This window comes from Bdellovibrionales bacterium, assembly GCA_041662785.1.
Taxonomy (GTDB): Bacteria; Pseudomonadota; Alphaproteobacteria; order UBA9219; family UBA9219; genus UBA8914.
This window is the reverse complement of sequence record JBAZRW010000001.1, coordinates 284,841-306,974: the sequence shown is the minus strand read 5'-3', so window position 1 is coordinate 306,974 and position 22,134 is coordinate 284,841. Positions and strand designations below refer to the sequence as shown.

Annotated in this window: 19 protein-coding genes; 11 read left to right on the top strand and 8 right to left on the bottom strand. The window is 52.6% G+C overall.

Annotated elements, in window-relative coordinates:
- Positions 1-15 precede the first annotated feature (15 nt).
- Genes WC612_01440 through WC612_01430 form a run of 3 tightly spaced genes read right to left on the bottom strand, consistent with a single transcriptional unit; the run spans position 16 to position 4,574 of the window.
- Positions 16-990: a flagellin gene (locus WC612_01440; protein MFA6279443.1), complete on the bottom strand. Its 975-nt coding sequence runs from the start codon at positions 988-990 to the stop codon at positions 16-18.
- A gap of 12 nt (positions 991-1,002) precedes the next feature.
- Complete coding sequence (flgK, locus tag WC612_01435) at positions 1,003-2,763, bottom strand: flagellar hook-associated protein FlgK (GenBank protein MFA6279442.1); 1,761 nt, start codon at positions 2,761-2,763, stop codon at positions 1,003-1,005.
- A 35-nt stretch (positions 2,764-2,798) separates the two neighbouring features.
- Positions 2,799-4,574, bottom strand: a complete 1,776-nt coding sequence (locus tag WC612_01430; GenBank protein MFA6279441.1) for a flagellar hook-basal body complex protein — start codon at positions 4,572-4,574, stop codon at positions 2,799-2,801.
- Between the two features lie 134 nt (positions 4,575-4,708).
- Between WC612_01430 and lexA the strand changes: the two genes are divergently transcribed.
- Positions 4,709-5,410 carry a transcriptional repressor LexA gene (lexA, locus tag WC612_01425; protein MFA6279440.1) on the top strand — a complete coding sequence of 234 codons (702 nt, stop codon included), beginning with the start codon at positions 4,709-4,711 and terminating at the stop codon, positions 5,408-5,410.
- Between the two features lie 3 nt (positions 5,411-5,413).
- On the opposite strand, the gene WC612_01420 is transcribed toward lexA, so the two are convergent.
- Positions 5,414-6,076 carry a tetratricopeptide repeat protein gene (locus WC612_01420; protein MFA6279439.1) on the bottom strand — a complete coding sequence of 221 codons (663 nt, stop codon included), beginning with the start codon at positions 6,074-6,076 and terminating at the stop codon, positions 5,414-5,416.
- 34 nt (positions 6,077-6,110) lie between these two features.
- Complete coding sequence (locus tag WC612_01415; protein ID MFA6279438.1) at positions 6,111-8,297, bottom strand: ComEC/Rec2 family competence protein; 2,187 nt, start codon at positions 8,295-8,297, stop codon at positions 6,111-6,113.
- A 66-nt stretch (positions 8,298-8,363) separates the two neighbouring features.
- On the opposite strand from WC612_01415, the gene gltX reads away from it, so the two are divergent.
- The 10 genes from gltX (at position 8,364) to WC612_01365 (ending at position 18,633) form a co-directional block, all read left to right on the top strand.
- On the top strand, positions 8,364-9,782 hold the full coding sequence (gene gltX, locus WC612_01410) for a glutamate--tRNA ligase (GenBank protein ID MFA6279437.1): 1,419 nt from the start codon (positions 8,364-8,366) through the stop codon (positions 9,780-9,782).
- 106 nt (positions 9,783-9,888) lie between these two features.
- Positions 9,889-10,392, top strand: a complete 504-nt coding sequence (locus WC612_01405) for a hypothetical protein (protein ID MFA6279436.1) — start codon at positions 9,889-9,891, stop codon at positions 10,390-10,392.
- A gap of 67 nt (positions 10,393-10,459) precedes the next feature.
- Complete coding sequence (locus WC612_01400) at positions 10,460-11,092, top strand: DotI/IcmL/TraM family protein (protein MFA6279435.1); 633 nt, start codon at positions 10,460-10,462, stop codon at positions 11,090-11,092.
- 2 nt (positions 11,093-11,094) lie between these two features.
- Positions 11,095-11,865, top strand: coding sequence for a DotI/IcmL family type IV secretion protein (locus tag WC612_01395; GenBank protein MFA6279434.1), 771 nt, complete (start codon positions 11,095-11,097; stop codon positions 11,863-11,865).
- A 216-nt stretch (positions 11,866-12,081) separates the two neighbouring features.
- Entirely contained in the window at positions 12,082-13,179 is a 1,098-nt protein-coding gene (locus tag WC612_01390; GenBank protein ID MFA6279433.1) for a DotH/IcmK family type IV secretion protein, read from the top strand.
- Positions 13,169-14,671 (top strand): hypothetical protein, encoded by a 1,503-nt coding sequence (locus WC612_01385; protein MFA6279432.1) that lies wholly within the window; start codon positions 13,169-13,171, stop codon positions 14,669-14,671. Before WC612_01390 ends, WC612_01385 begins: the two co-directional genes overlap by 11 nt.
- Positions 14,672-14,904: 233 nt before the next feature.
- Positions 14,905-16,209 (top strand): hypothetical protein, encoded by a 1,305-nt coding sequence (locus WC612_01380; protein ID MFA6279431.1) that lies wholly within the window; start codon positions 14,905-14,907, stop codon positions 16,207-16,209.
- 188 nt (positions 16,210-16,397) lie between these two features.
- Positions 16,398-17,330, top strand: coding sequence for a hypothetical protein (locus tag WC612_01375; GenBank protein ID MFA6279430.1), 933 nt, complete (start codon positions 16,398-16,400; stop codon positions 17,328-17,330).
- A 205-nt stretch (positions 17,331-17,535) separates the two neighbouring features.
- Positions 17,536-17,922, top strand: coding sequence for a hypothetical protein (locus WC612_01370; GenBank protein ID MFA6279429.1), 387 nt, complete (start codon positions 17,536-17,538; stop codon positions 17,920-17,922).
- A 12-nt stretch (positions 17,923-17,934) separates the two neighbouring features.
- Positions 17,935-18,633, top strand: coding sequence for a hypothetical protein (locus WC612_01365; GenBank protein ID MFA6279428.1), 699 nt, complete (start codon positions 17,935-17,937; stop codon positions 18,631-18,633).
- A 340-nt stretch (positions 18,634-18,973) separates the two neighbouring features.
- Here WC612_01365 and groL read toward each other — a convergent pair whose 3' ends face one another.
- From groL to WC612_01350, 3 genes are all read right to left on the bottom strand, one after another.
- Positions 18,974-20,626: a chaperonin GroEL gene (gene groL, locus WC612_01360; GenBank protein ID MFA6279427.1), complete on the bottom strand. Its 1,653-nt coding sequence runs from the start codon at positions 20,624-20,626 to the stop codon at positions 18,974-18,976.
- A 115-nt stretch (positions 20,627-20,741) separates the two neighbouring features.
- Complete coding sequence (locus tag WC612_01355; GenBank protein ID MFA6279426.1) at positions 20,742-21,068, bottom strand: co-chaperone GroES; 327 nt, start codon at positions 21,066-21,068, stop codon at positions 20,742-20,744.
- A 385-nt stretch (positions 21,069-21,453) separates the two neighbouring features.
- Positions 21,454-21,915 (bottom strand): tRNA (cytidine(34)-2'-O)-methyltransferase, encoded by a 462-nt coding sequence (locus WC612_01350; GenBank protein MFA6279425.1) that lies wholly within the window; start codon positions 21,913-21,915, stop codon positions 21,454-21,456.
- Between the last annotated feature and the right edge of the window lie 219 nt (positions 21,916-22,134).

The following is a 22,134-nucleotide window of genomic DNA, read 5'->3' as shown; positions in this document are numbered from 1 at the left end:
CTTTCAAGAAAGCGATTAAAGATATTTGAGAATAGAAAGATTGATCAAGTTCGACACCGCCGAATAGGACGCTTCAAGCTGAGCTTGCAGCGTTGTAATCTTAACGGCGACTTCGTTCATGTCAACACCCTCAATTGTGTCCACCTGATTCTTAAGGCTTGTGACTTTTGATGAGATGTTGGTTTTGGCTTTGATTAGCGTTGTGTAGGCGTTAACGGAATCCGTGTGGGTTGCACGCGTGTTTGCAAGGCCGCTTGAGATAAGATCGCGTGCCGTGGCCATGTTTGTCTCATAGTTGGCTTGGTCTTGTGTCGCGGCATAGGCAAAACGTAAGCCCATAATCAACTGCTGGAATCCATCCTCGTTGCTGGTGACGCCATAGGTTAGTTTTTTGGTGGTGTCGATGGCGGCTTGTTCCCTAACGTTGGCTTCGGGGACAAGCGCCGTGGGGTCCAAAGAATCGTAGTCCGTATCATAGGCGGGGACAGCATCACCCGTCGCCAAATAGGGGCTTGTTTCGGTTGGGGGGACAGGCAGCGCCGTAATGTCGCCCACGGGCGCTTGGCCATAACGGCTGCCAGAAAAAATATAGCGATCGCCTACCTGTTGGTTAAGGTAATAAGAAACCTGATCCATATAGCCTGTAATTTGGCTGGCCAAGGAAGCGTTTGATGTTGCGTTATAGGTGCTGGCGCTGGACACAGAAGTGAACGCTTCAGAAGCTGTATCCTCAATAGCGGTCATCGCGCTGTTATAAACATCCATGCGCGGCGAGATGGATTCGATGACGCTTAGAAAGCCTTTTTGCTGCAAAACATCGCTGTTAAAGTTAAGGAGTTTTTGCGCGCTTGAGGAGGTGTAGTCCGTCAGGTTGGAAGAATATTTTCCCGTGGTCAGTTGCTGCGATAATTTGGAAAGCAGTGTTTGTCCCGTTGACAGGTTCTTTGTGCTTGAAAGATTAAGCCCCATTGTGCTGATAGAATCGGTCATGCGAAGTGTCCTTTATAAGAGCTGCTCAAGCGTTGTAAAAAGGTCTTTGACAACGGACATGGCGTGCGCTGAGGCGGCGTAAGAGTTTTGAAGCGTGGTCAGGTTGACAAGCTCGTTATCAACGTTGACGCCCGTTTCATTGGAAAATTTTTCCTCAAGATAGGCTCGCGCGTTTTCATCCGTTGTCTTGAGCGTGGAAATATTGCTGGCGGCTTGCTGGAAGGTCGTCAGACTAGAAGTAACAAGCGAGGAATAGTTGGCGCTGGCTACCGCCAGCCCGTCTGCAGAAAAAACGCGTGTGGCGTCTAAAAGAGCATCGGTAACGATTGAGGCTGCTGCTGCTTTGGCTGTGGCCGTTCCGTCTAAGAGAGCTTCATTGACGGCGAAGGTCGTGCGATTTGTTCCGGTGAAGAAGTCCGTGGCCAGTTCCCCCGCTTGAACGGGAACGATGTTGCTGTGCCCGCCCGTCAGCTGATATGCCGGAGAGGAAGGAAGCGTCAGCGTTGTCGGGTCAAGATTGCCTGTTCCATCGACGGCCGTTGTAACCAGTGTTGATGGCCCTCCTGCAATGGCAGCCGCCAAGTTTGTCCAGACGTCGTGTGTTCCTGGTACGGCACCATCGGATAGGTTGTCGTAAACCTCCGTTGTCGTGCCATTCGTAATCGTCGCCATATAGTTGCCGATATTCACGGGATCGTTATCCAACGTGATGGTGATGTTGTTTCCCAATGACCCTGAGCTTGCTGCCGTAAACGTTAGGGCATTAGTCAGTGTTGTGGCGGCAAATGTCACGTCAGGCAGAGAGTTGTAAGCCGTTGCAAAGGAGATTGCGCCTGATGTTGCCGTTGTCGTCAGGCCGGTAAAGGCGGAGACGATGGAGTCAAGCTGGCTGCGCATTTTTTGGATGACATTCGTTGCGGGGTCGGCACTGACGGTCACGGCTGTGGCTCGAAAATTGACAAGAGCCTCAAGGGAGCCTCCGCTGAGAGCGGCATTGAGGGATAAACCAGTGTTGGTCGTCGTTGTGACATTCGTCCCGTCAAAGCTAAAAGTGCGAGCCGAGGAGCCATCGACAAGCTGATAGCCTGTAGCGGTATAGAGCGCGATTTGGCCAAAATCACGGGCAAGAACGGTAACGCCTGTAATCTGGGCTACCTTCAGTACAAGCTGGTCGCGTTGATCTTGAAGGTCACCAGAAGAAAGGCGGGAATTTGTCGCTTGCGAGATTTTTTGGTTAAGGTCTTTGATCTGTCCCAGATAAGAATTGAGATCAGAGATTGTGTTGCCGATATCGTTTGAACATTGACGATCAAGCGATTCGGTTTCCGAGGCAATGCGTTGAATTTCATCCACTAAGGTTGAGGCGTCTTGAACAACTTGGCGTTTAGCAACCAAGCTTTCCGGTGAAGCGGCCAGATCTTTCCACGCATTGATAAAATCAGAAAGCGCGACGGTCAGTGTGGGCGAATCGCTTTGGCTGGTGCCAAGGATGTCTTGAATCTGTTGCAGGTATGTGTCTTGCGTTGCGCGCAGGGATGCACTCGATGTTGCCTTAGTCAGGGTCGTGTAAAGAGCGTTGTTTTCCGAGCGTGTAAATCCGACCACCTTGACACCGCCGCCAATGGAGCCAAGCGTTGCCGAGGCCAACGTCGTCTGCTTCGCCGTATAACCCGTTGTGGCCGCGTTCGAGATGTTGCTGGACGTTAGCTCCAGCTGCGTTGAGGCCGCTTGGATGCCGGAAAGCGAGATTGTGAGTGCCGAAGTGAGAGACATGCTCCTTTATCCTTTATAAAAGGACCAACAGCCGATTACCGGATAATGTTGATCGCTTCTTGCATCATGTTGTTGGTTGTCGTGATCGTTTTGGCGTTGGCCGAATAAACCTGCTGCGCTTGAATAAGCTTGGTAAACTCATCGGCAATATCGACGTTTGATCCTTCAAGCGCGTTGCCGACGATCGTGCCTGCGCCGTTGGTGCCAGGAGAGCTATAACGTGCTGATCCAGAAGCCAGCGTTTGCTCATACGCGCCACCTGTAACGCGTTGCAGCTTGTCTTGGGCAAAAAACTGAACGACAGGGATTTGCGCGATGGTGCGTGTGCGTCCGTTGTCGTAGTTCAAGGCGACATAGCCGTTTGAATCGATGGACAGACTTTGAAACGAACCGCGAGGGATACCGTTTTGATCAAAGGTTGTCACCGACACTGTCGTGTCGTCGAACTGGGTGACGCCTTTGGATGTGTCATAGGTGCCAAAATCGACCGTTACGGTTTGGGCGCCTGCGCCCGCGAAATTAAGATCAAAAAGAACCTCAACCTTGTTCTCTACAGCAGCCGAATTGTCGACAATCGTGTAAACTTCGGCATTTGTGCCACCTGTAAGGCTATAGGTTGTTGGAAGAGTTAGCGTTGTGGGATCAAGGTTGCCCGTGCCGTTGACAGCAGATGTCACCAGCACGGATGGTAGCGCGCCGATGGCCGTGTTCAAATTTCCCCATAGTGCGTTAGCCGGTACGTTTGTGATGTCGGTAAAGGTTTCCGTGGTGGTTCCATCTGTAATGGTGACGGTATAAAGGTTGGCGGCAGAACCCGCTGCAATGGTCATGTCGACATCATTGCCCTCCACGCCTGATGCGGCTGCGGTTAAGGTTACTCCATTCGTGATCCCAACACTTGCCGTGGTTGCTGTGGAGGCGACCCCTAGCGAGTCAATAGTACCAGCGTTGGTTGCGCTATTGAAGATAAAGGGAACGGTGACGTCGTAATCGGTATAGGTCGCTGGCGTGCCTCCATCTGAAACCGCATCGGGCACAACCATATGGAGGCTCCATTCGCTGGTTGCCGTTTTTGTCCATGTAAAGGTCATGTCGTGCGCGCCGCCCAACGAGTCATAGACTTGAATAGTGGAAGGTGAAGAGACAAAGTTGACATCTTCGCTCGACGGAAGGTTTGCGGCATAATCGACAGCTGATGTCCCAACGGGATTATCAAGAAGGTCAGACAGACGAATAGGGTCTGCGGAAGATGTATCAACGACACCGTTAAGATCGACGCCATAACCTGTCAGATAATAGCCACCGCCGTTAACAAGGAATCCGCTTTTGTCGAGGTTGAAATCGCCAGAACGGGTGAAGTAGGTGGTGTTGCCGAATGTCGTTGTGCCATCCGCTCCGACAACGGCGGGACGAACGGGGAAGAAGCCTTGGCCAGAGATGGCCAACGCCGTCGCGTTTGAAGACTGAACAAGGTTTCCCTGTTCACTGTTGGTATAATAAGGTGTGGCGCGCACGCCGCCTGGATCGTTTGAAAATTGGTTGGATTGAGTGACCAATGATTCGAACCGCGTTTCAATGGCCTTGAACCCTGTTGTTTGCGAGTTGGCCAGATTATCGGAAATGTTACCGATAGAAGCCGATTGGGCCGTAAGACCGCCCACGGCGACCTGCATAGCTGCGTAGAGAGACATGAAACACCTCAGTCGTTGGATAAAACTCATAAAGGTATCAGCAAGAGGCGTGCCAAAGGCCAACATCTTGATAATATAGAAAATCATGGTGGTGGAAGATGGTTTTTCTTGCCTGTCCATAGGCACTTCTTGCCTTGTGGCGGGCACATGGTAAAAAACGAAGGGCTTGACAGAAGGGTGGAACCAAAGTAGAACAAAAACACCCCTTTTGTTCTACTTTGGCTCTGGGTAGAGTCAGGCAAGGAGAGCCCATCATGTTGACTCGTAAGCAAAAAGAAATCCTTCTCCTTATCCGTGACCGTTTGGCCAGCGACGGCGTTCCGCCTTCGTTTGACGAGATGAAGGAGGCTTTGGGTCTGCGCTCAAAATCGGGGATTCATCGCCTGATTTCAGGGCTGGAGGAGCGCGGTTTTATCCGTCGCTTGCCGCACCGTGCGCGGGCGTTAGAGATTTTGCGCCTTCCTGAAGGAAGTGAAGCGAAGGAGGCCAAGGTCACCCGCAAAGTTCGTGCCGTGGCGGGGGCTGTGGTCGAAAAGGCCGCGCAGGCGGCCTCCAATCTTCTCAGCCTTCCCCTTTATGGGCGCATCGCGGCGGGCACGCCGATTGAAGCGATCAGCGACGTACAGAACCATCTTGAAATCCCTCCCTCGCTGCTTGCGAACATCAAGGGTAACGTGGCGGGCGAGCATTATGCGCTGGAAGTCGCGGGCGATTCGATGATCGAGGCAGGCATCATGGACGGCGATCACGTCATCATCCGTCGCTCTGATACGGCCAACAATGGCGCGATTGTCGTCGCCTTGGTTGACGAGAATGAAGCGACGCTCAAGTATTTTGAAAAGCGCAAAGAGGGCGTGGCCCTGATTCCCGCCAACGAGCGTTATGAAACGCGCATCCTCAACCCCTCGCGGATCAAGGTGCAGGGGACGTTGGTGGGGCTGGTTCGGAAGTATTAGACCCTACCCCAAAGCGCTTTTTGGGGTTTTAACTTGCTGCCCACCTATAGCATCAGAGCGCGTGGCTTCCTGCACGGCATTGATGATGGTGGCGTGTAAACTTGCTTCTTTCGCACAAACCTTAAATAATAGCTCGTGCGCATCATAAGATTTTGAAGCTGCCGTCGCTAACCAATACGCACCTTGTCTATTCTCTCCTTGGGCACAGTAATGGATCCCAAGCTTTATTTGGGCAGAAGTGTTTCCTTGTTTAGCGGCCTTGTTATACCATCTGACGGCTTCATTGGGGTCGGGATGCCCATCAACGAAAACCCCACACATGTAAAAAGTTCCAAGGGTGGATTGAGCTTCAGCATCCCCATTTACAGCGGCCCTGAGTAACCATTTCATGCCGAGCTTGGGATCAAGCCCAATCTCATTGTCAGTCTCAAAAAGGTGACAGAGCCCAAGACAGTTTTGAGCGCGGGCGTTTCCTTTTTCTGCCTCCGCTTGTAAATAGGGGATGGCACCGCTTCCCAGCGCTTTCTCTTTAAATCGACTGTCTAACTCGGCTTTGGCCTTGGGGTTACCTGCTCCGGCCTGTTCAAAAATGTCCTTAAAAGTGGCGTTTGTATAATCCGTGATCATTTCAAAATCTCCTGTTAAAATGGGGTTGAAAGGCTCCAATCAGGCTCTTTCATAGCATAAGGAGGACTCTTTTTTATAAGCTTTTTTTACTTTCATGACGCCACCCCACTGACCAAGGGCGCAGGCGGCCCTCTGTGCGAACGGTATCGATGCGAACCGTGCCTTTTTTCTCAAAAGTTAGGGTTTGAGCGCCGCCTTTTGTTAGGGCGGCTTGATCGATCATGATTGTCCCTTTGCAAGGCGGCATTGGCACAAAGGCAACCGTCACGGTTGTCGTCGGGCAAGCGGGCGGTGCGGCTGGCGGCGCTGCCGCCAAAGCCCCTGCCTGCGCCGCCTCTTGCCCCTTGGGCGGGGGCATTAGAAACATGACGGAAAACGCACCCCTCTCATAAAGGCAATGCGTTTCGTCGCAGAAAAGGTCTTTATCAAATTCAGGCAGGTTTCTGGCCGAGAAATAATGCGCCTCGGGATTGCCGCTATGTTGCCTCCATTGTGCGGTCGTAAAGTTTTCCTCACGCTTGCCATAGATAGCCATCGATCCATCGCTAAGCCGTACGGCCCAAACGGGGGCATCGGCGGCGATAAAAGCATCGGGCTGCGAGACCGTGAGCGGGTAGAAGAAAACGGCGGCGATGGGCAGTAGCCCCGCATAGCGCCAGCGTTTTCGCCATAGGCAAAGCCAAAAACCGCCTGCCAGAAAACTTAAAAGAGCCCAAGCCGGCATAGGCGGCAAATAGAGCTGGGCCAGCGGCCATGAGGCTACCTTTTCGGCAAGGAGGATAATGCCTTTGACGCCCCATCCTGCCGCATCGATAAACCAGCCGCTCGTGCCAAAGGGGGCGGTGATATAGGTGAGCAGCAAGAAAGGCATCACCCACAGCGTTGTCAGCGGGATGGCGATAATGTTGGCGATCACGCCGTAAAAATTAAAGGACTGAAAATGAAAAATCGTGAAGGGCGTTGTGGCCGCCGTGGCGATTAGCGAGGTGAAAACGATATCCTTTAAATGCCGCCCCAAGAAAGAAAGACGGTGAGGGGAAGGCGTGGTCTCGCTTTTTCTTTCTGCAAGGCTCCAGCCATCTTTAAGAAGCACATCCAATTGTTTTTCATAAACGGCAACCATGGCCAGCACGGCGGCAAAGGACATCTGAAAGCTTGCGCCCATGGCGGCGCTGGGCGTTACCAGCATGATAGCGATGGCGGCCAGCGCAACAAGGCGTAGACTGAGCGCCTTGCGGTCCATAATGATGGCCAACATAATCAGCGCGGTTGTAAGGGCTGAGCGAACCGTGGGCGCATCCGCACCAACCAAAAGGGTATAGAGGCTTGTCGCAATAATGGCTGCGCCTGCCGCCCACTTTTTGATGGAAAAGCGCAGGGCGACCCATGGGAATAAGGCCAACAGAAAGCGCAAGGGAATATAGACCAATAGCGCCATCATGCTAACGTGTACGCCGGAAATGGAAAGCAGATGGGACAGGCCTGACGCACGCATCGCTTGCATGGTGTCTTGATCGATGGCGGTTTGACTGCCCGATAATAAGGCCGCCGTCATGGCCTTTTCTTTGACTTGTTCCGGTGCATTCAGGCGCTCATAGGTCATCAGGATCAAGGCGCGTCGCGCCTTTTCAAACATCAAATAAAAGCCATCCCAAAAAAAGTGGATGGGGTAACGGGAGTCCCTTTCGCGAAGTTCGACATAGGATAATCCCGTTGCGCCGATCTGCTTGAAAAAGGCCTGCCGCCTGAAGTCATAGCCATCCGGAAGCGCGGGATCGGCGGGCGGCCAAAGGGGCCCCCACAGATTAACGCGGCTTCCAGCTTCGGGTAAATCGGCAAAAGGTGTTCGAACCTTGACGCGGACAAGGCGTGGACGATCCTCCCTTGGCAGGTCTTTGATGGAAGGGGATTGCAGCGTTAGGCGAGAGCCTTCGGGCAGCGCCTCGGCGCGGATCAAGGTTCCTGTCACTGACGTAGGCTCCAGTTTCACGTCAAGAAGGGGCTTCTTGATCAGGCTGGTTTCAAACTGCGCGGCGTTAAAGCCCAAGGAAAAGGCCAGCAAACAGGCCAAAACAGGTGTTGTGAAAAAGAAGCGCCGAAAGAACAGAAAACCCAGCAGAAAAAGCGGCGAGGCAAGGCAGGCGGAGAAAGCGGGTTCAAAAGGCAGGGCGAAATAAACGGCAATCCCGCTGGCCATAAAGACGGGGATCCATAAAAACCAGCGTTCGCGGTCGTCTAAAAAGGATTGAAATGGGTTCACAAGGAGACTCAGATAAGGTATTAGATTGCTGGAAATATAAACAATTTTTGTACGGTTGTCTTGCCCATGTCTGTTGTTGTTCGCTTTGCCCCTTCGCCCACCGGATTCCTTCATATCGGGGGGGCTCGCACCGCGCTTTTCAATTGGCTTTACGCGCGTCACACGGGAGGCAAGTTCCTGATGCGGGTGGAAGACACCGACCGCCAACGCTCAACGCCTGAATCCGTTCAAACCATTCTGGATGGCATGACGTGGCTGGGCATGGATTGGGACAACAACGATCCTTCGTTGAACCATGGAAAGCATTATTATTCCCAGTTTGATATGGCCTCCCGCCATAGGGAGGTTGCGCAGCAAATGCTGGCGAACGGAACGGCTTATTACTGTTATGCCTCGCCGCAAGAGCTTGATGCGATGCGTACCGAGCAAAAGGAAAAGGGTCTGCCGCAAAAATATGATGGCCGTTGGCGTGACCGCCCTGCCAGCGATGCGCCCGAAGGCGTGAAGCCCGTGATCCGCTTGAAAGCGCCGCAAACGGGCGAGACGGTCGTTGACGACAAAGTGCTGGGGCATGTCACCGTTCAAAACGCGCAGCTTGACGATATGATTTTGCTCCGCGCTGATGGCTCGCCGACTTATATGTTGGCCGTTGTCGTGGATGATCACGATATGGGCATCACGCACGTTATCCGCGGCGATGACCATTTTACCAACACGTTCCGGCAGGTTCAGATTTATAAGGCGATGGGGTGGGATGTCCCGACCTTCGCGCATTTGCCGATGATTTTGGGGCCGGATGGGGCCAAGCTTTCCAAGCGGCACGGCGCGCCTGCCGTGTCGGACTATCGTGATCGTGGCTATTTGCCCGAAGCGATCCGTAATTACCTGCTTCGCCTTTGCTGGGGGCATGGTGATGACGAGATCATCTCGACCAAGCAGGCGATTGAATGGTTTGATTTCGATGGTGTCGGGCGCTCGCCTGCGCGGTTTGACTTCGCCAAGCTTAATCATTTGAACGCGCACTATATCGGCCAGATGGAGGACGCAAGGCTCGCGGCCTTAACGCTGCCTTTCTTGGAAATGAAATTAGGTCGAGCGGTGGGCGAGAGCGAGCAAGCCTTGTTAGAAAAAGCCTTGCCCGACATCAAGCCGCGCGTTCAGCTTTTGACCGAGATTGCCGAGGCCGCGCAGTTTTATTTTGACGTTTTAGAGCCTGACGAAAAAGCTTTGAAAATCCTGACGCCGGAAGCCAAGGCCCTTTTGGTCGCACTGGCTGAGCGGATCGAGGCGTTGGAGCCATTTACGCATGATGCTCTTGAGGGGGCGTTCCGCGCTTATGCTGAAGAAAATGGCCTGAAACTGGGCGCTGTGGCCCAGCCCTTGCGGGCGGCCCTGACGGGACGGGGGGTGTCGCCCCCCATCTTTACGGCAGCAGCCCTCTTAGGGAAGAGCGAGGTCCTAAGGCGCATAGGGCTCGTTAATTAAAATTTGATACTTTTGGCGTTATTTCGTGAAATACTTTCACAAAACGTGCTATTGGTTTCCTCAGGTTTTTTCCCTTATTTGAAAACAGGTTAGCAGGAAAGCTGAAATGACTACTGATTCGTCGTCACCACCCTTTGTTGAAACAGCGGCTCAAGGAGCCGAGGCGCAGGGTTCTGCGGAAACGCCCTTGCCTTCTGGCCCCTCATGGCTTGATCAAGACGAAACGCTTCGTCTTTTGTGGAATGACAACAAAACGCCTGAGGCTATCGCGGATGAGCTTGGCCGTTCGGTCGCCGCGATTATGACGCGGGCGGCGCGTTTGGGTCTTCCACGGCGCTCGGCTCCGGGACGTAAGCGGGGTTATAAAAGAACGGATGCCCCACGGCGGATTGTGACGAAAGCCCCACGGGTTAAAGTTGTTGTCCCCACGGATTTGGGCGGCGGTGATACTTATGCACCACCGCAAATTTCGATGCGTGTTTGTTTGATGTGTTTAAACAAGTTTCAATCATTGGGGCGGTTTAATCGCATCTGTCAAAGCTGTAAGGGCTCGGCGGAATATGCAACGGGAAGTAGCACGCCAGACTTTACGTTTCGTGTGACCAGTTAAAGAACGCCTTTGGTAAAGGACGCGCATGTCGTTGTCTTTCGGGCAAGAAGGGTTGTAAGGGGGTTCAATGTCGTTATCGGATGCTGTTTCGACGGTTCTATCGCGCAATGTGTTTTATCGTGATGGCTACAGGCTGCTTGTCCGCATCAGCCTTGTTCAAAGCCTGTCTATCGTGCTGCTGATTGCCGCCATTATTGCGATGCTTCTCTCGATGGAAACGCGCCGCATTTATTTTGCCACGACCTCTGATGGCCGCATCATCAACATTGTGCCGCTTAACGAGCCTTATCGCTCGCGTGGCGATGTTGTGGCGTGGGCGGCGGGTCGTGCGCAAGAGGTCATGCGTTTTGGGTACAACGATTTCCGCCAAAGGCTTCAGGCTTCTTCTACGAATTTTACGGCGACTGGGTGGGAAAGCTTCACAAAGGCGATGCGTGAGGCGCGTATCCTTGAGGCTATTGAGGCGCGGAAGCTGACGGTTTCGATGCAGATCGAAGCCGCACCTGAAGTTAAAAAGGCGTTGGACAACCAAGGCGTTTATACGTGGTATCTCCAGTTTCCTGTTTCCATCAAATTCGATGGTCAAGAAACGCCCGCCCCCATACAGGCCACGCTTGTCCTTCAGATTGTGCGTGTTTCGACGCTGCAAAGCCCGGAGGGCATCAGCATTGAGCAGTGGATCGCCGTTCCAAGGAGCTAATCGTGGCTGAATCTTCCCTTCCTCCTTTGCCAGAAGAGCCGCCTGCGAAGGACGCTTCCTCAAAGGTGTCTGTTGGTCTTGGGTTAAAGCACGCGCCTTGGCTTACAAGGATAACGGGGTTTCTTCGGGATGACCCGCTTACAGAAAAAGACCCCGTTGAGCCAAAAGCCGAACGCATCCGGTTCAAAAAGATAATATCACGCGTGCAAAGGCACATGTATATTGTCTTGGGCCTCGTTTTTCTTAATGTTCTTTTGGCGCCTCTTTTGCGCCCGACCTACCAATATATTCGTCTTGCTGACGATAAAAAAGAGACACCTATGTTTTCTTTGTTGGAGCCCAATCAGACAGACCAAGCGGTTCTATCGTGGGCCGCGACGGGCATCACAGAAATCATGACGTTTGGGTTCGGCGACTTCGATCAACGTATTCTGGCCCAACGCAAACGGTTTACGGATCAGGGCTGGCAAAGCTTTCTTGATGCCCTGATAGAGCAGAAAATGCGCGAGGGCTTCAAAATGCGCCAACTGGTTCTCACAACCGTTCCCACGGACGCGCCCGTCATTGTCTCTAAAGGCATGGAAGAGGATGATGAGTATAACGGAGAGGAAAAGACCTACAAATGGGTTGTCGAAATGCCCGTCATCATGACTTACACGACGAATAATAATGTTTCATCGGCTAATAAGGGTATTGTTCGGTTGACGATCGTCAGGGTGTCTGGAAAACAAAATCCTACAGGGATTGGTATTAAAGCTTGGAAGTTCATGTAGAAACGCCCCAATAGGATGGGGCGGTGCGAAAAGGGGACGAGCGTTGGTTTTTACCGAGACAAAAGAGCCACAGTATGTGGGCCAACAAATAAAATTCATAAACTTTATATTAACACTGATTTGGTGAGAATGCGCTAAGGAGAGTTTGAATGATTTACACTGATTCGGGGATGTCCTTTGTTTTGTAAAACCGGACGTATTTCACAGGCGTCAACCATGCAAAGTGTGGCTGGGGGGCTTGTTCTTCTCGTTGTCTTAAGCGCCTCCTCTTGGGCGCAAGACAAGGTTCCACCCTCTTTGTCGGCATCGGTTCGCGCCGCGCTGGCTTCGGCAGAAGGGGCCGCCAAAGGCACGAATAAAGAAGAGAAGAGCGCAGAAAAGTCTTCTTTGACAACAGATGGCATTGATTTGCCCGGAATGCCTCCCCTAAGCGAGGGGGTAACCGATCAGTTGAATCTTGAGCAGCAGGCCGAAGAGGCGGCAGCGCGCGCCGCAGAAGAACAGACAAAAAGAGAAGAAGAACATAATCGCAAGTCCTATGGCCGTGCGACGCAAGGACTTTTGCCTTTATCGCCCGATCAGGTTCGTGATTTCATGCAAAAGCTGGAATCGACACAAGAGGCAGCCCTTCCGCCTCACACAGGCACGCCCAAGGGTGAGGTTAAGGTCGTCGGCATTTCATTGGATCCCAGTGGCGAACCGCCGCAAATCAATTTGGCAGCGGGTTATGTGACGACGATTGATATTATTGACATGACCGGCGAGCCATGGCCCATCCTTGATGTTGGTGTCGGTGGGAATTTCGAGGTAACGCCAACACAGGCAGGATCACACGTTGTCCGTGTTGTGCCTTTGACGCGTTTTGGAACGGGTAATCTGTCCATTTTACTCAAAGGGCTGTCGACGCCGATTATTTTCCGCCTATCGTCTGGTGGGCCAACTTTCCATATGCGTTTTGATGCGCGGGTTCCAAGCCTTGGGCCGAATGCCAAGTCTCCTTTGATAGAACATCGTCACAAAGGCCCCGTTGCAGGCGACGAAATGCTTTCTATGATTCTTGAAAACGCGCCTCCTGCCAATGCCCAAAGGCTTAAAGTTGGCGGCGTGGATGCAAGAACCATGGCGTGGCAGGTCGGCGAGCGCGTTTATGTTCGGACGCCGCTGGCTCTCTTGTCTCCGGCGTGGAATGCCAGTGCCGCATCGTCGGATGGAATGACGGTTTATGAAATTGGGAACGCCCCTGTTCTCTTAATGTCGGATAATGGTGCCATGATAAGAGCGCGCCTCATGCGGGAAGACGGCCATGACAAATAACACGGATGAGTTTGATCAGGATCAATTTGACCCAATGGATTCTCACGAATCCTTTGGGGGTTCTGCGGAGGCTAAAAAGGGCTTTTTCGAAACAGTCAAGAATAAGCCCATTGTCAAATTGCTCGTTATTATGGGTTTTGTTGGTGTAGCTCTGGCGGGGGCTTTGGGTTCTTTTTCCAGTAAGCCAGAGGCGACCCCATCCCAATTAGCGAAACCGCCCTCTCTTAATGAAGCGCCGGGTGGCTCCGCCACGCCGTTCTTTATCGAGCAAAATGATAAGGCCAATGCGCAGCGTGTTGGCAGGGCACTGACGGAAGGCGGAAGCGCGATGCCAACGCCCACGGGGCATGATGTTTCCGATCTAACGGACAAGAGAAAAGACCCATTGGTCGAGTTTAAGGCCGAGACCGAACGTCTTAAGCAAGAAATGGCCGCCCAACAAAAACAAAACAATCAACAACTCCAGCTTATGCAGCAGCAAATGCAGATGAACCAGCGCGGTGGCAATGCCGCTGACGATGAGTCTTTGGCCAAGGCCATGCAAAAACAAATGCAGCAATTGATGGAGAGTTGGACACCCTCCCATGCAAAGATTGTTGCAGGGGCAGTGCCTCCGGCCACAGAGGCGCTCCTTCAAAAAGAGCAGTCCATGAAATCGGAGAACATGACTTCTTCGGGCGTGGTCAATCCTGCTGACGTCAAAAAGGCTATCGTTTCGGCAGGAACGGTCAACTATGCCCAGCTTTTGACTGAGGCAAACTCAGATGTTCCGGGGCCCATTCTGGCGCAGATATTGTCTGGGCCTCTTTCTGGGGGAAGGGCGATTGGAAAATTTCAGGTTATGAATAACTACTTGGTTCTGACCTTTAATTTAGTTACCTACAAGGGCAAAGAGTATGCGATTGATGCGCTGGCTCTTGATCCTGACACAACCCTGGGTGGCATGGCGACTGAAGTCGATCATCGTTACTTTATACGTGTGCTTCTTCCTGCAGCGGGTGCTTTTGCGTCGGCTTTTGGCAAGGCTTTAGCCGAGACGCCTACTGAAACAACGGTTAGCAATGGGACCGTTATTTCGAATCAAACCCAAAAAGGGTCAAAAGAGGCTTTGTATGCTGGCCTTGGAGAGGTTGGGACTACGGTGTCCGAATTCTTTAAGAACGAAGCCAATAACACCAAAACGCTTGTCCGCGTTGCTGTGGGAACACCGATGGGCCTGTTCTTCTTGAAAGCTGTTTCGGAAAACGACCCAAGGCGGGGGACTGGTTATGGGGGCTCAGGCGAGCTTACGGGGGAGCAGCTCTTGCGGGGCTATCAGCAAAAGGGCGTTATGGGAAGCGCGCCTTCGGGGGCTAATGGGGCCTATTATCCACCTTCCGAATCCTACGGCGGCGGGCAATCTTACAATCAAACCCAGCAAAACATGCCTTCAGGAGGGAAGCTTACCCCCTCCCAAATCCAATTGCTCAACTCGTTTTCGCGGGGATACTAAGGGGTAGCGCCGCCTGTTCTTTGTGATGGGGGGCTTGACGGGTTGACCTGTTGTTGGCCTCTTATTGGGGCGCGGAACATAAAATAGCTTCAATCTAACCATAGAATGGGCTACCTTGTTTTCCTGTTTTTAAGAGGGGCTCCTTTTCTTACCTGACGGGTGACGAAACTGGGGATTAAAGGTTTTGGGTGGCTCTGCCAGCTTGCGTGACTATCGTATGAAAGGGATCTGTTATGACGGATAAACCAACAGAAACAGGCGAAGACTTGTCCCCTCAAGAGGACACATTTTCTTCCGAGGATTCCACCACAGAGGCGTGGCAGGATGCCCTTCCCCCTGAGGACGATTTTCATGATCAGGATGATGGACAAGAAGAAGTCCTTGATGAAATGATAGAGGAATCCTCCCAACAAGAGGCGGGTGGTGCCCCTAAGCGTGGCCGAGGCGTTCTTTTGGGAGTCTTAGGGGTCGGTGCGCTCATCATCGGGGGCATGGCTTACTTTCAGTTTGGGACTTCGTCCAAGGATGAGGGGCTAAAGCTTCTGCCCGTTTCAAATGTCATGAATATAAAAGAAATTCGTAATGTCCCGTCGCCTAAGGAGAATCTTGCGGCTCAGAAAGAAAAGCCCCTTGAGGCTACAGGCAAGGTTGATATGACGGCCCTTTTCCATCAAGCCCAGAAGAAGGTGGAGAGTGGCGGGACGATGGCGCTACCCGTTAAGGAGGGAGAAAAAGTCCCGACGGAAAAGCCAGAATCTGTCGAAAAGAACAGCGAAATTCTATCATCGAGCGACAATGGTGTCGCCCCCCCCCTACCGCCCGCTCCGGCCCTTCCTTCTGTGACAAAGGACGTTCAAGAGGCTAAGGCTGAAACCCTTCCTGTCAAAAAAGAAGAGATTAAGGCCTTAGAGCAGAAAAGCGAGACCTTGCCCCAAGTTGCTTGGGAAGCTCGCTTAAACGATATGACTGCCAAGATGGAAGCGCTAAAGGGGGATTTAGATCGTTCTTTGCAGCAAAACGCGCAACTTGTTTCGCAAATGGAGACTTTAAAGAAAGGCGCGGGATCGTCGCAGGAAGCAACGTTGCGTGAGCAGGTTTCTCAGCTTGAGCAAAAACTGGCCTTGAAAGATAAAAAGCAGAAAAAAGGACAGCCTGTTTCGGAAGAAAAAGGTGAAACCGCGTTGGTTCAGGCCAACTCTGTGTCCCTTGTGGAAGAGGGACTTTCAAGCCGTGAGCCCATGGCTTCGGTAGAGGAGGTAAAGAAAAAAGAAAAAGCCGCCACCTCTAAATCTCACGCCAAGAAGACCGCGAAGAAAAAAGCGGCCAAGACAAAGCCGGCACTACCCTCTGCCTCTGCCCCTTCTTGGGTTTTGCGGGCGGCGACGCCGGATGCGGCTTGGGTTTCCTTGGGCAAGGAAAGTCAGGAATTGCGCCGCGTGGCCGTGGGTGAAAGCCTTCAGGGCCTTGGAAAAATCAAGGAAATCCGCCAAAAGGGCGAACAATGGGAAGTTGTTGGCGAAAAGGGAACGCTCCCCTGAGGTCCTTTCATAAGGCTATAAAAAAGGGGGGGCGTGACCCCCCTTTTTTATGGTGAAATTAAACAGGTTTTTAATTGTTTACGTCACAATGGGTATGAGAGAATGAATCGCGGAGCGCTGTTTTTAAAGAACGTGCGCGGGGGTGGTGTCCCTCTCTTTTGTCTTGGAACAAAAACATGGGTTTGAAAATGGATAAAAAATATTTAGAGGAACGCTGGTTTCTTCCTTTGTTTGTTGTAACGCTGTTTTCTCCCAGCATAGCGTGGGCGGCGGATGCCGATACGTTGGGGGCCCTTCTTTGTAATGCGAAGACGGCAGGGACGTCCTATCCATATATTCTTAATGCCACGGCCTATATTGCGGGGGCCTTTGCCGCTGTGCGCGCCTTCCTTTTGTTTAAAAAACACGCTGAAAATCCAAGCCAATCCCAGATTGTCTCGGGAATAGCCCATGCCGTAGGGGCAGGCTTTCTCCTCTCTCTTCCTACATTCGCCGGTGTTATTCAACGCTCTGTTATGGGCAGTGTTTCTGGAAGCTGGGAATCAGGCTGTGCGGGGGGGGCTGTTGGCGCGGCTAGCTCGCTTGATGTCATGATGCAGAACCTTGTGAAAAACATTCACGGGCCTATGTTTAAGTTGATTGCCATGATCAGCGTGATTGTGGGGCTGACGTTTATCGTCAGGGGGCTTCTTGCGGGCGTAAAGACGGGAACAGATCCGCGCGCCTCAAGCCCCAAGACCATCATAGTCAATTTGGTAATCGGGGCCGTCCTGATTTCGATTGGAAGCGTTTTGCCGGACATTCTTAAAACGCTTTTTGGGACAGGCGATGTTAGCAACATGAGCAGTTTTTCCGGCATAGCTTGGTCAAAATTTGTTGGATCGGGCGTGGACACAACGGCGGCCGATAATACGGTGAAGGCGATTTTGGCTTTTATTCAAATCATCGGGGGGATTGCTTTCCTTCGGGGCTGGTTGATTGTTAAATCGGCGGTTGAGGGTGGTGGGCAGGCGACGATTCCCCAAGGGGTCACCCATATTGTCGGCGGCGCGATGGCCGTTAACATCGATGTCATGCTTAAAATCATCGACAAGACGTTCGGAACGGGGATCATTAATTAGAGAGGCTAATTAAGCCCTTATTAAGATTTCCGCAGGACAATTAGGAAAGAGCGGCAATCTTCCGGAAGTGGTGAAACCAATTAGGAAGCTGTTGATATCGAAAGTATGTTGCTGTAGGCTTTCTTTGCGATCAAAGAAAAAATGCAGCAAGAAAACCCCTCCTACCAAGAGGGCCAAGGCAACTTTTTATAACCAGGAGGAAGCGATGAAAAAAAGTGTATTGATGAACGAAATGTTTAAGTGGGGCGTATTAACGGCGATCATTGCTGTGGCGCTCCCTGATTTGGCGTCTGCACAGAGTGGTGTAAACGCGTTGATTACGGACGCAGCCAAAGAGCAATTGCCAGTGTTTCCTTATATCTTAAGTGCTGTTTGCTATGTTGGCGGAGCTTTTATGATGGTTTCCGGTGCGTTGAGCCTTAAAAAACATGCGGAAAACCCCACAAGCGAGCCTATGTCTAAGGGCATTGCGCGCCTAGTGACGGGCGGTGCCATAACAGCCGTGCCAACGATAACGGCTGTTCTTCAGAAGTCCGTTATGGGGAACACTACTGGGGAGGCGGAATTTACGAAATTTACGACGACCTTTTAGTCGGTTGCTTCCTTGACCTTTCTATCCCTTTCTCTTGGCGTTGGGCAACGGCCTGACGCCAAGGGGGCGGTTTCAAAGAACAGTATTCCGTCCAAGAGTCAGTTTGAAAAAACGCTTGGGCGCGATTCTTTTTCTTGCCGTTGCTGCGGGTTCGTTTCCAAAAAATATCAGCGCGTGCTGCCCATGGGCGCTCTTTCTTCGGGAAAGGGCGGCGGGGATGATTTTGCGACGGTCTGTTCCTTTTGTGAGCTGACGGCAACGCTTGATCGTGCGGGGCAGACGGCGGCGGGCTATCTGATTTGGCTTCCTGAATTATCGCAAGGTGATCTCAACCATGTGGCGCATGCGCTGTATATTGCGCGTGAAAGCTCTTCTCCCGAATTATCCAAAGCGGCGTCTCGCACGCTTGACGTTTTGACGGCAAGGCGGGCGGAGGCCAAGAAGCGGCTGGGAACCGATGACCCTTTGATTTTTGCCACAGCCCTTTTAGAACAAGTTGATCCAGAAAAGCATGCTGCACGAATGGCGAGAATGGAGGGGCTTCGGTTTTTGCCGCTTGATCGTTATTTTGTTCCTGTACGGGGCAAAGAAACCGATGTCTTTCCGCAAATGCTGGCCTATTGGGCTTCTGCCGAAGGACCTTATGGCAAACTGCCTGTCGAGCAATGGACAAAGTTGTTCGAGGATGTGACGGCGAAGGCAAGCGCGTAAAGCCAACGGCCATAATGATTGCCCTATGGGCGACAAACACTCAACGTCTTCCCTCCTTCTTTCGTCATCCCGCACCCCTCTACGCCCCTTGGGCTTCGCGGGGCAGGCGAAGCGATGCGTTAGCATCGCGAAGATGCGGGACCCAGGGGGCTGGGGACGATGCCGTGGTTATTGCGGCAAGAAAAAAGCTTTCAGCTGGGTCCCGCATCTTCGTCCCGCTATACGCGGGACTTCGTGCGGGATGACGAAGCATGGGGGAGGAGGCATTTCCCATAAAAAACCCCTTGGATTTCTCCAAGGGGTTTTTCTTTGCCTTAGGGGCAATGCGTGGAACGGGGGTTTAGAACCCGCCCATGCCGCCCATGCCGCCCATGTCGCCACCATGATCATGGCCTCCAGCAGCGCCCTTTTTCTCAGGCTTGTCGGCGATCATGGCTTCTGTGGTGATGAGGAGGCCGGCCACTGAGGCCGCGTTCTCCAAAGCCACACGAACGACCTTGACGGGATCGATGATGCCTTCCTTGATCAGATTGCAGTAAACGCCCTTTTGAGCATCAAAGCCGTGGTTCTTGTCGTCCTGATCCAAAAGGCGTCCGACAACGACCGAGCCATCAAGGCCGGCATTGTCAACGATCTGACGGATAGGGGCTTCAAGAGCCTTACGCACGATGTCAACGCCGCGACGTTGATCGTCGTTGGCAACCTTGACTTTTTCAATCGCGCGAATGGCGTAGAGAAGAGCCGCGCCACCGCCTGCGATGATGCCTTCTTCCTTGGCCGCCTTGGTCGCGTGAACGGCATCGTCAACGCGATCCTTGCGTTCCTTGACTTCGACTTCCGTCGCGCCGCCGACGCGGATCACGGCAACGCCGCCTGCCAGTTTGGCCAGACGTTCTTGCAGTTTTTCCTTGTCGTAATCAGAGGTCGAAAGCTCGATCTGCTGACGGATCTGGGCGCAACGCGCTTCGATGTCTTTCTTCTTGCCAGCGCCATCGACGATGGTCGTGTTGTCCTTGTCGATGCGAATCTTCTTGGCTGTGCCGAGCATTGAAAGCGTCACGTTCTCAAGCTTGATGCCAAGGTCTTCCGAGATGACTTGACCGCTGGTCAAAATCGCCATGTCTTCCAGCATCGCCTTGCGACGATCCCCAAATCCCGGCGCCTTGACAGCGGCGACCTTCAGCCCACCACGAAGCTTGTTGACAACCAGCGTGGCCAAAGCCTCGCCTTCAACTTCTTCGGCGATGATCAGAAGGGGACGACCCGACTGAACAACGGCTTCCAAAACGGGCAGCAAGGGCTGCAAGCCAGCCAGCTTCTTTTCGTGGAACAGGATGTAGGGGTTCTCCATTTCGCAGATCATCTTTTCCGCGTTGGTCACGAAATAGGGAGACAGATAGCCGCGATCGAACTGCATGCCTTCGACGACATCCAGCTCAGTTTCTAGGCTCTTGTTCTCTTCGATAGAGATAGGCGATTCATGACCGACCTTTTCCATCGCTGAGGCGATCATGTCGCCGATTTCCTTGTCGCCGTTGGCCGAGATCGTGCCGACTTGGGCAATCTCGGTCTTGCTGGCAACTTTTTTTGAACGAAGCGCGAGGTCTTCGATGACTTTTTCAACGGCGGCGTCGATGCCGCGCTTCAGATCCATCGGGTTCATGCCCGCCGCAACGGCTTTAACGCCTTCACGAGCCATGGCGCGAGCCAGAACGGTCGCTGTCGTTGTGCCGTCACCGGCGCGGTCAACCGTCTTGCTGGCGACTTCGCGCACCATTTGGGCGCCCATGTTTTCAAAGTTGTCCGCAAGCTCGATTTCCTTGGCAACCGTCACGCCGTCCTTGGTCACGCGGGGCGCGCCATAGCTCTTTTGAATGACGACGTTGCGACCCTTGGGGCCGAGTGTGCAGGCGACCGCGTCGGCCAGCACATCGATGCCGCGCATCATGCTGTCGCGGGCTTTTACGCCAAAACGAATTTCTTTAGCAGCCATTGTTGTGTTCCTCTTCAGTTGATTTTAAAGGATTCAGGATTCGGGATTCAGGATTCAGAAAACGAGCATCGCAGCGGGATTATTTCCCTGAATGCCGAACCCTGAATCCTGAATGCTATTTCTTGCAGCCGCACTTGCCTTTGCCGGATGCGCACTTATCGATCACGCCCATAATGTCGGACTCTTTCATGATGATCAGCTCTTCGCCATTGATTTTGACTTCAGTGCCTGACCATTTGCCAAAGAGAATGCAATCACCCGCCTTAACGTCCAAAGCGACAATCTTGCCTTGTTCATCGCGCGCGCCCGGGCCAACGGCGACAACTTCGCCTTCCATGGGCTTTTCCTTGGCTGTGTCGGGGATAATGATGCCGCCAGCGGTCTTGGCTTCGCCTTCAAGGCGACGAACCACGACGCGGTCATGCAGAGGACGGAATTTCATCGGTCTTGCTCCTTACTAAGTTGTTGTCCAAGGCAAAAGCCTTAGGGTGTTTATTCTCTTTTGTTTTTCTTGTTCCGATGCCGAAACAGAAAAAGAAATCAGAAACCAAGCCGATTAACCGGTTTGTTTCTGACTGGACTCATGTAAGCGCTTTGAGGGGGGGATTCAAGGTTTGTTAATAAATATTTTATCATTGGACTCCCCACCGTGAAACGGGCAGCTAGACAGCATACATTAACCATAACGTAGGATCGTTCCGCCTACATGGGGGACAAGTCCACCGTAGAATGCCCCGCATTTGCGTTTGGAGGGGGTCTGGACGCGTTATTTCGGGGGCTCGGCTAGGGTGGTAGCGCAGGAACTTTCCAAGCACTCTAGGACGTTTCTATCGCGTCACTTCTGTTTGCCTGAGCGCCTCCCCCAAAACCATGGCGGCGGCAAGGGCGACGTTCAGGGAGCGAAGCCCCTCTTCCATGGGGATCGTAACCCGTGCATCGACGGCGTTATGAATGTCTTCGGGGACGCCTGCGCTTTCCCTCCCGACCATCAGGACATCGTCGGGCTTAAAGGCAAAATCGGTATAGGGAACGGCGGCTTTGGTGGTCAGCAGGACAAGGCGGCGGGCGCCTTTTGCCGCCAGAAAAGTCCCCCAGTCCCGATGCCGTTCGTAATTGATATGATCGATATAGTCCATTGCTACGCGACGCAGCCGCTTATCATCCCAGATAAAGCCGCATGGCTCGATAATATCAAGGCCAACGCCAAGGCACGCCCCAAGCCGCAGCATAGAGCCTGTATTGGTTGGCATATCGGGTTGATAAAGGGCGAGGCGAAGAGAGGTGGACATTAGCTTTTAATCCGGTAAAACTGAACGGAAGGCCAGCTTAACGGAGTGGACAGGCTATGAAAACGAAAGATTTTCAGGAAAAAAACATGCTCAAAACAGTTCAAGAGTTGGTAAATGGTAAAAAAAACAAACGGGATCCCCGCTTTCGCGGGGATGACGATAGAGGGCTAAACTTAAACACATATCCTGTCATTCCCGCGAAAGCGGGGATCCCGTTTT

Coding starts and splice junctions, on each gene's coding strand:
- WC612_01390 (MFA6279433.1), top strand. CDS start 12,082: ATGCAAAGTGTGGCTGGGGGGCTTGTTCTTCTCGTTGTCTTAAGCGCC.
- WC612_01350 (MFA6279425.1), bottom strand. CDS start 21,915: ATGTCCACCTCTCTTCGCCTCGCCCTTTATCAACCCGATATGCCAACC.
- WC612_01375 (MFA6279430.1), top strand. CDS start 16,398: ATGGATAAAAAATATTTAGAGGAACGCTGGTTTCTTCCTTTGTTTGTT.
- WC612_01385 (MFA6279432.1), top strand. CDS start 13,169: ATGACAAATAACACGGATGAGTTTGATCAGGATCAATTTGACCCAATG.
- lexA (MFA6279440.1), top strand. CDS start 4,709: ATGTTGACTCGTAAGCAAAAAGAAATCCTTCTCCTTATCCGTGACCGT.
- WC612_01380 (MFA6279431.1), top strand. CDS start 14,905: ATGACGGATAAACCAACAGAAACAGGCGAAGACTTGTCCCCTCAAGAG.
- WC612_01430 (MFA6279441.1), bottom strand. CDS start 4,574: ATGGACAGGCAAGAAAAACCATCTTCCACCACCATGATTTTCTATATT.
- WC612_01400 (MFA6279435.1), top strand. CDS start 10,460: ATGTCGTTATCGGATGCTGTTTCGACGGTTCTATCGCGCAATGTGTTT.
- WC612_01440 (MFA6279443.1), bottom strand. CDS start 990: ATGACCGATTCTATCAGCACAATGGGGCTTAATCTTTCAAGCACAAAG.
- gltX (MFA6279437.1), top strand. CDS start 8,364: ATGTCTGTTGTTGTTCGCTTTGCCCCTTCGCCCACCGGATTCCTTCAT.
- WC612_01355 (MFA6279426.1), bottom strand. CDS start 21,068: ATGAAATTCCGTCCTCTGCATGACCGCGTCGTGGTTCGTCGCCTTGAA.
- WC612_01405 (MFA6279436.1), top strand. CDS start 9,889: ATGACTACTGATTCGTCGTCACCACCCTTTGTTGAAACAGCGGCTCAA.
- WC612_01370 (MFA6279429.1), top strand. CDS start 17,536: ATGAAAAAAAGTGTATTGATGAACGAAATGTTTAAGTGGGGCGTATTA.
- flgK (MFA6279442.1), bottom strand. CDS start 2,763: ATGTCTCTCACTTCGGCACTCACAATCTCGCTTTCCGGCATCCAAGCG.
- groL (MFA6279427.1), bottom strand. CDS start 20,626: ATGGCTGCTAAAGAAATTCGTTTTGGCGTAAAAGCCCGCGACAGCATG.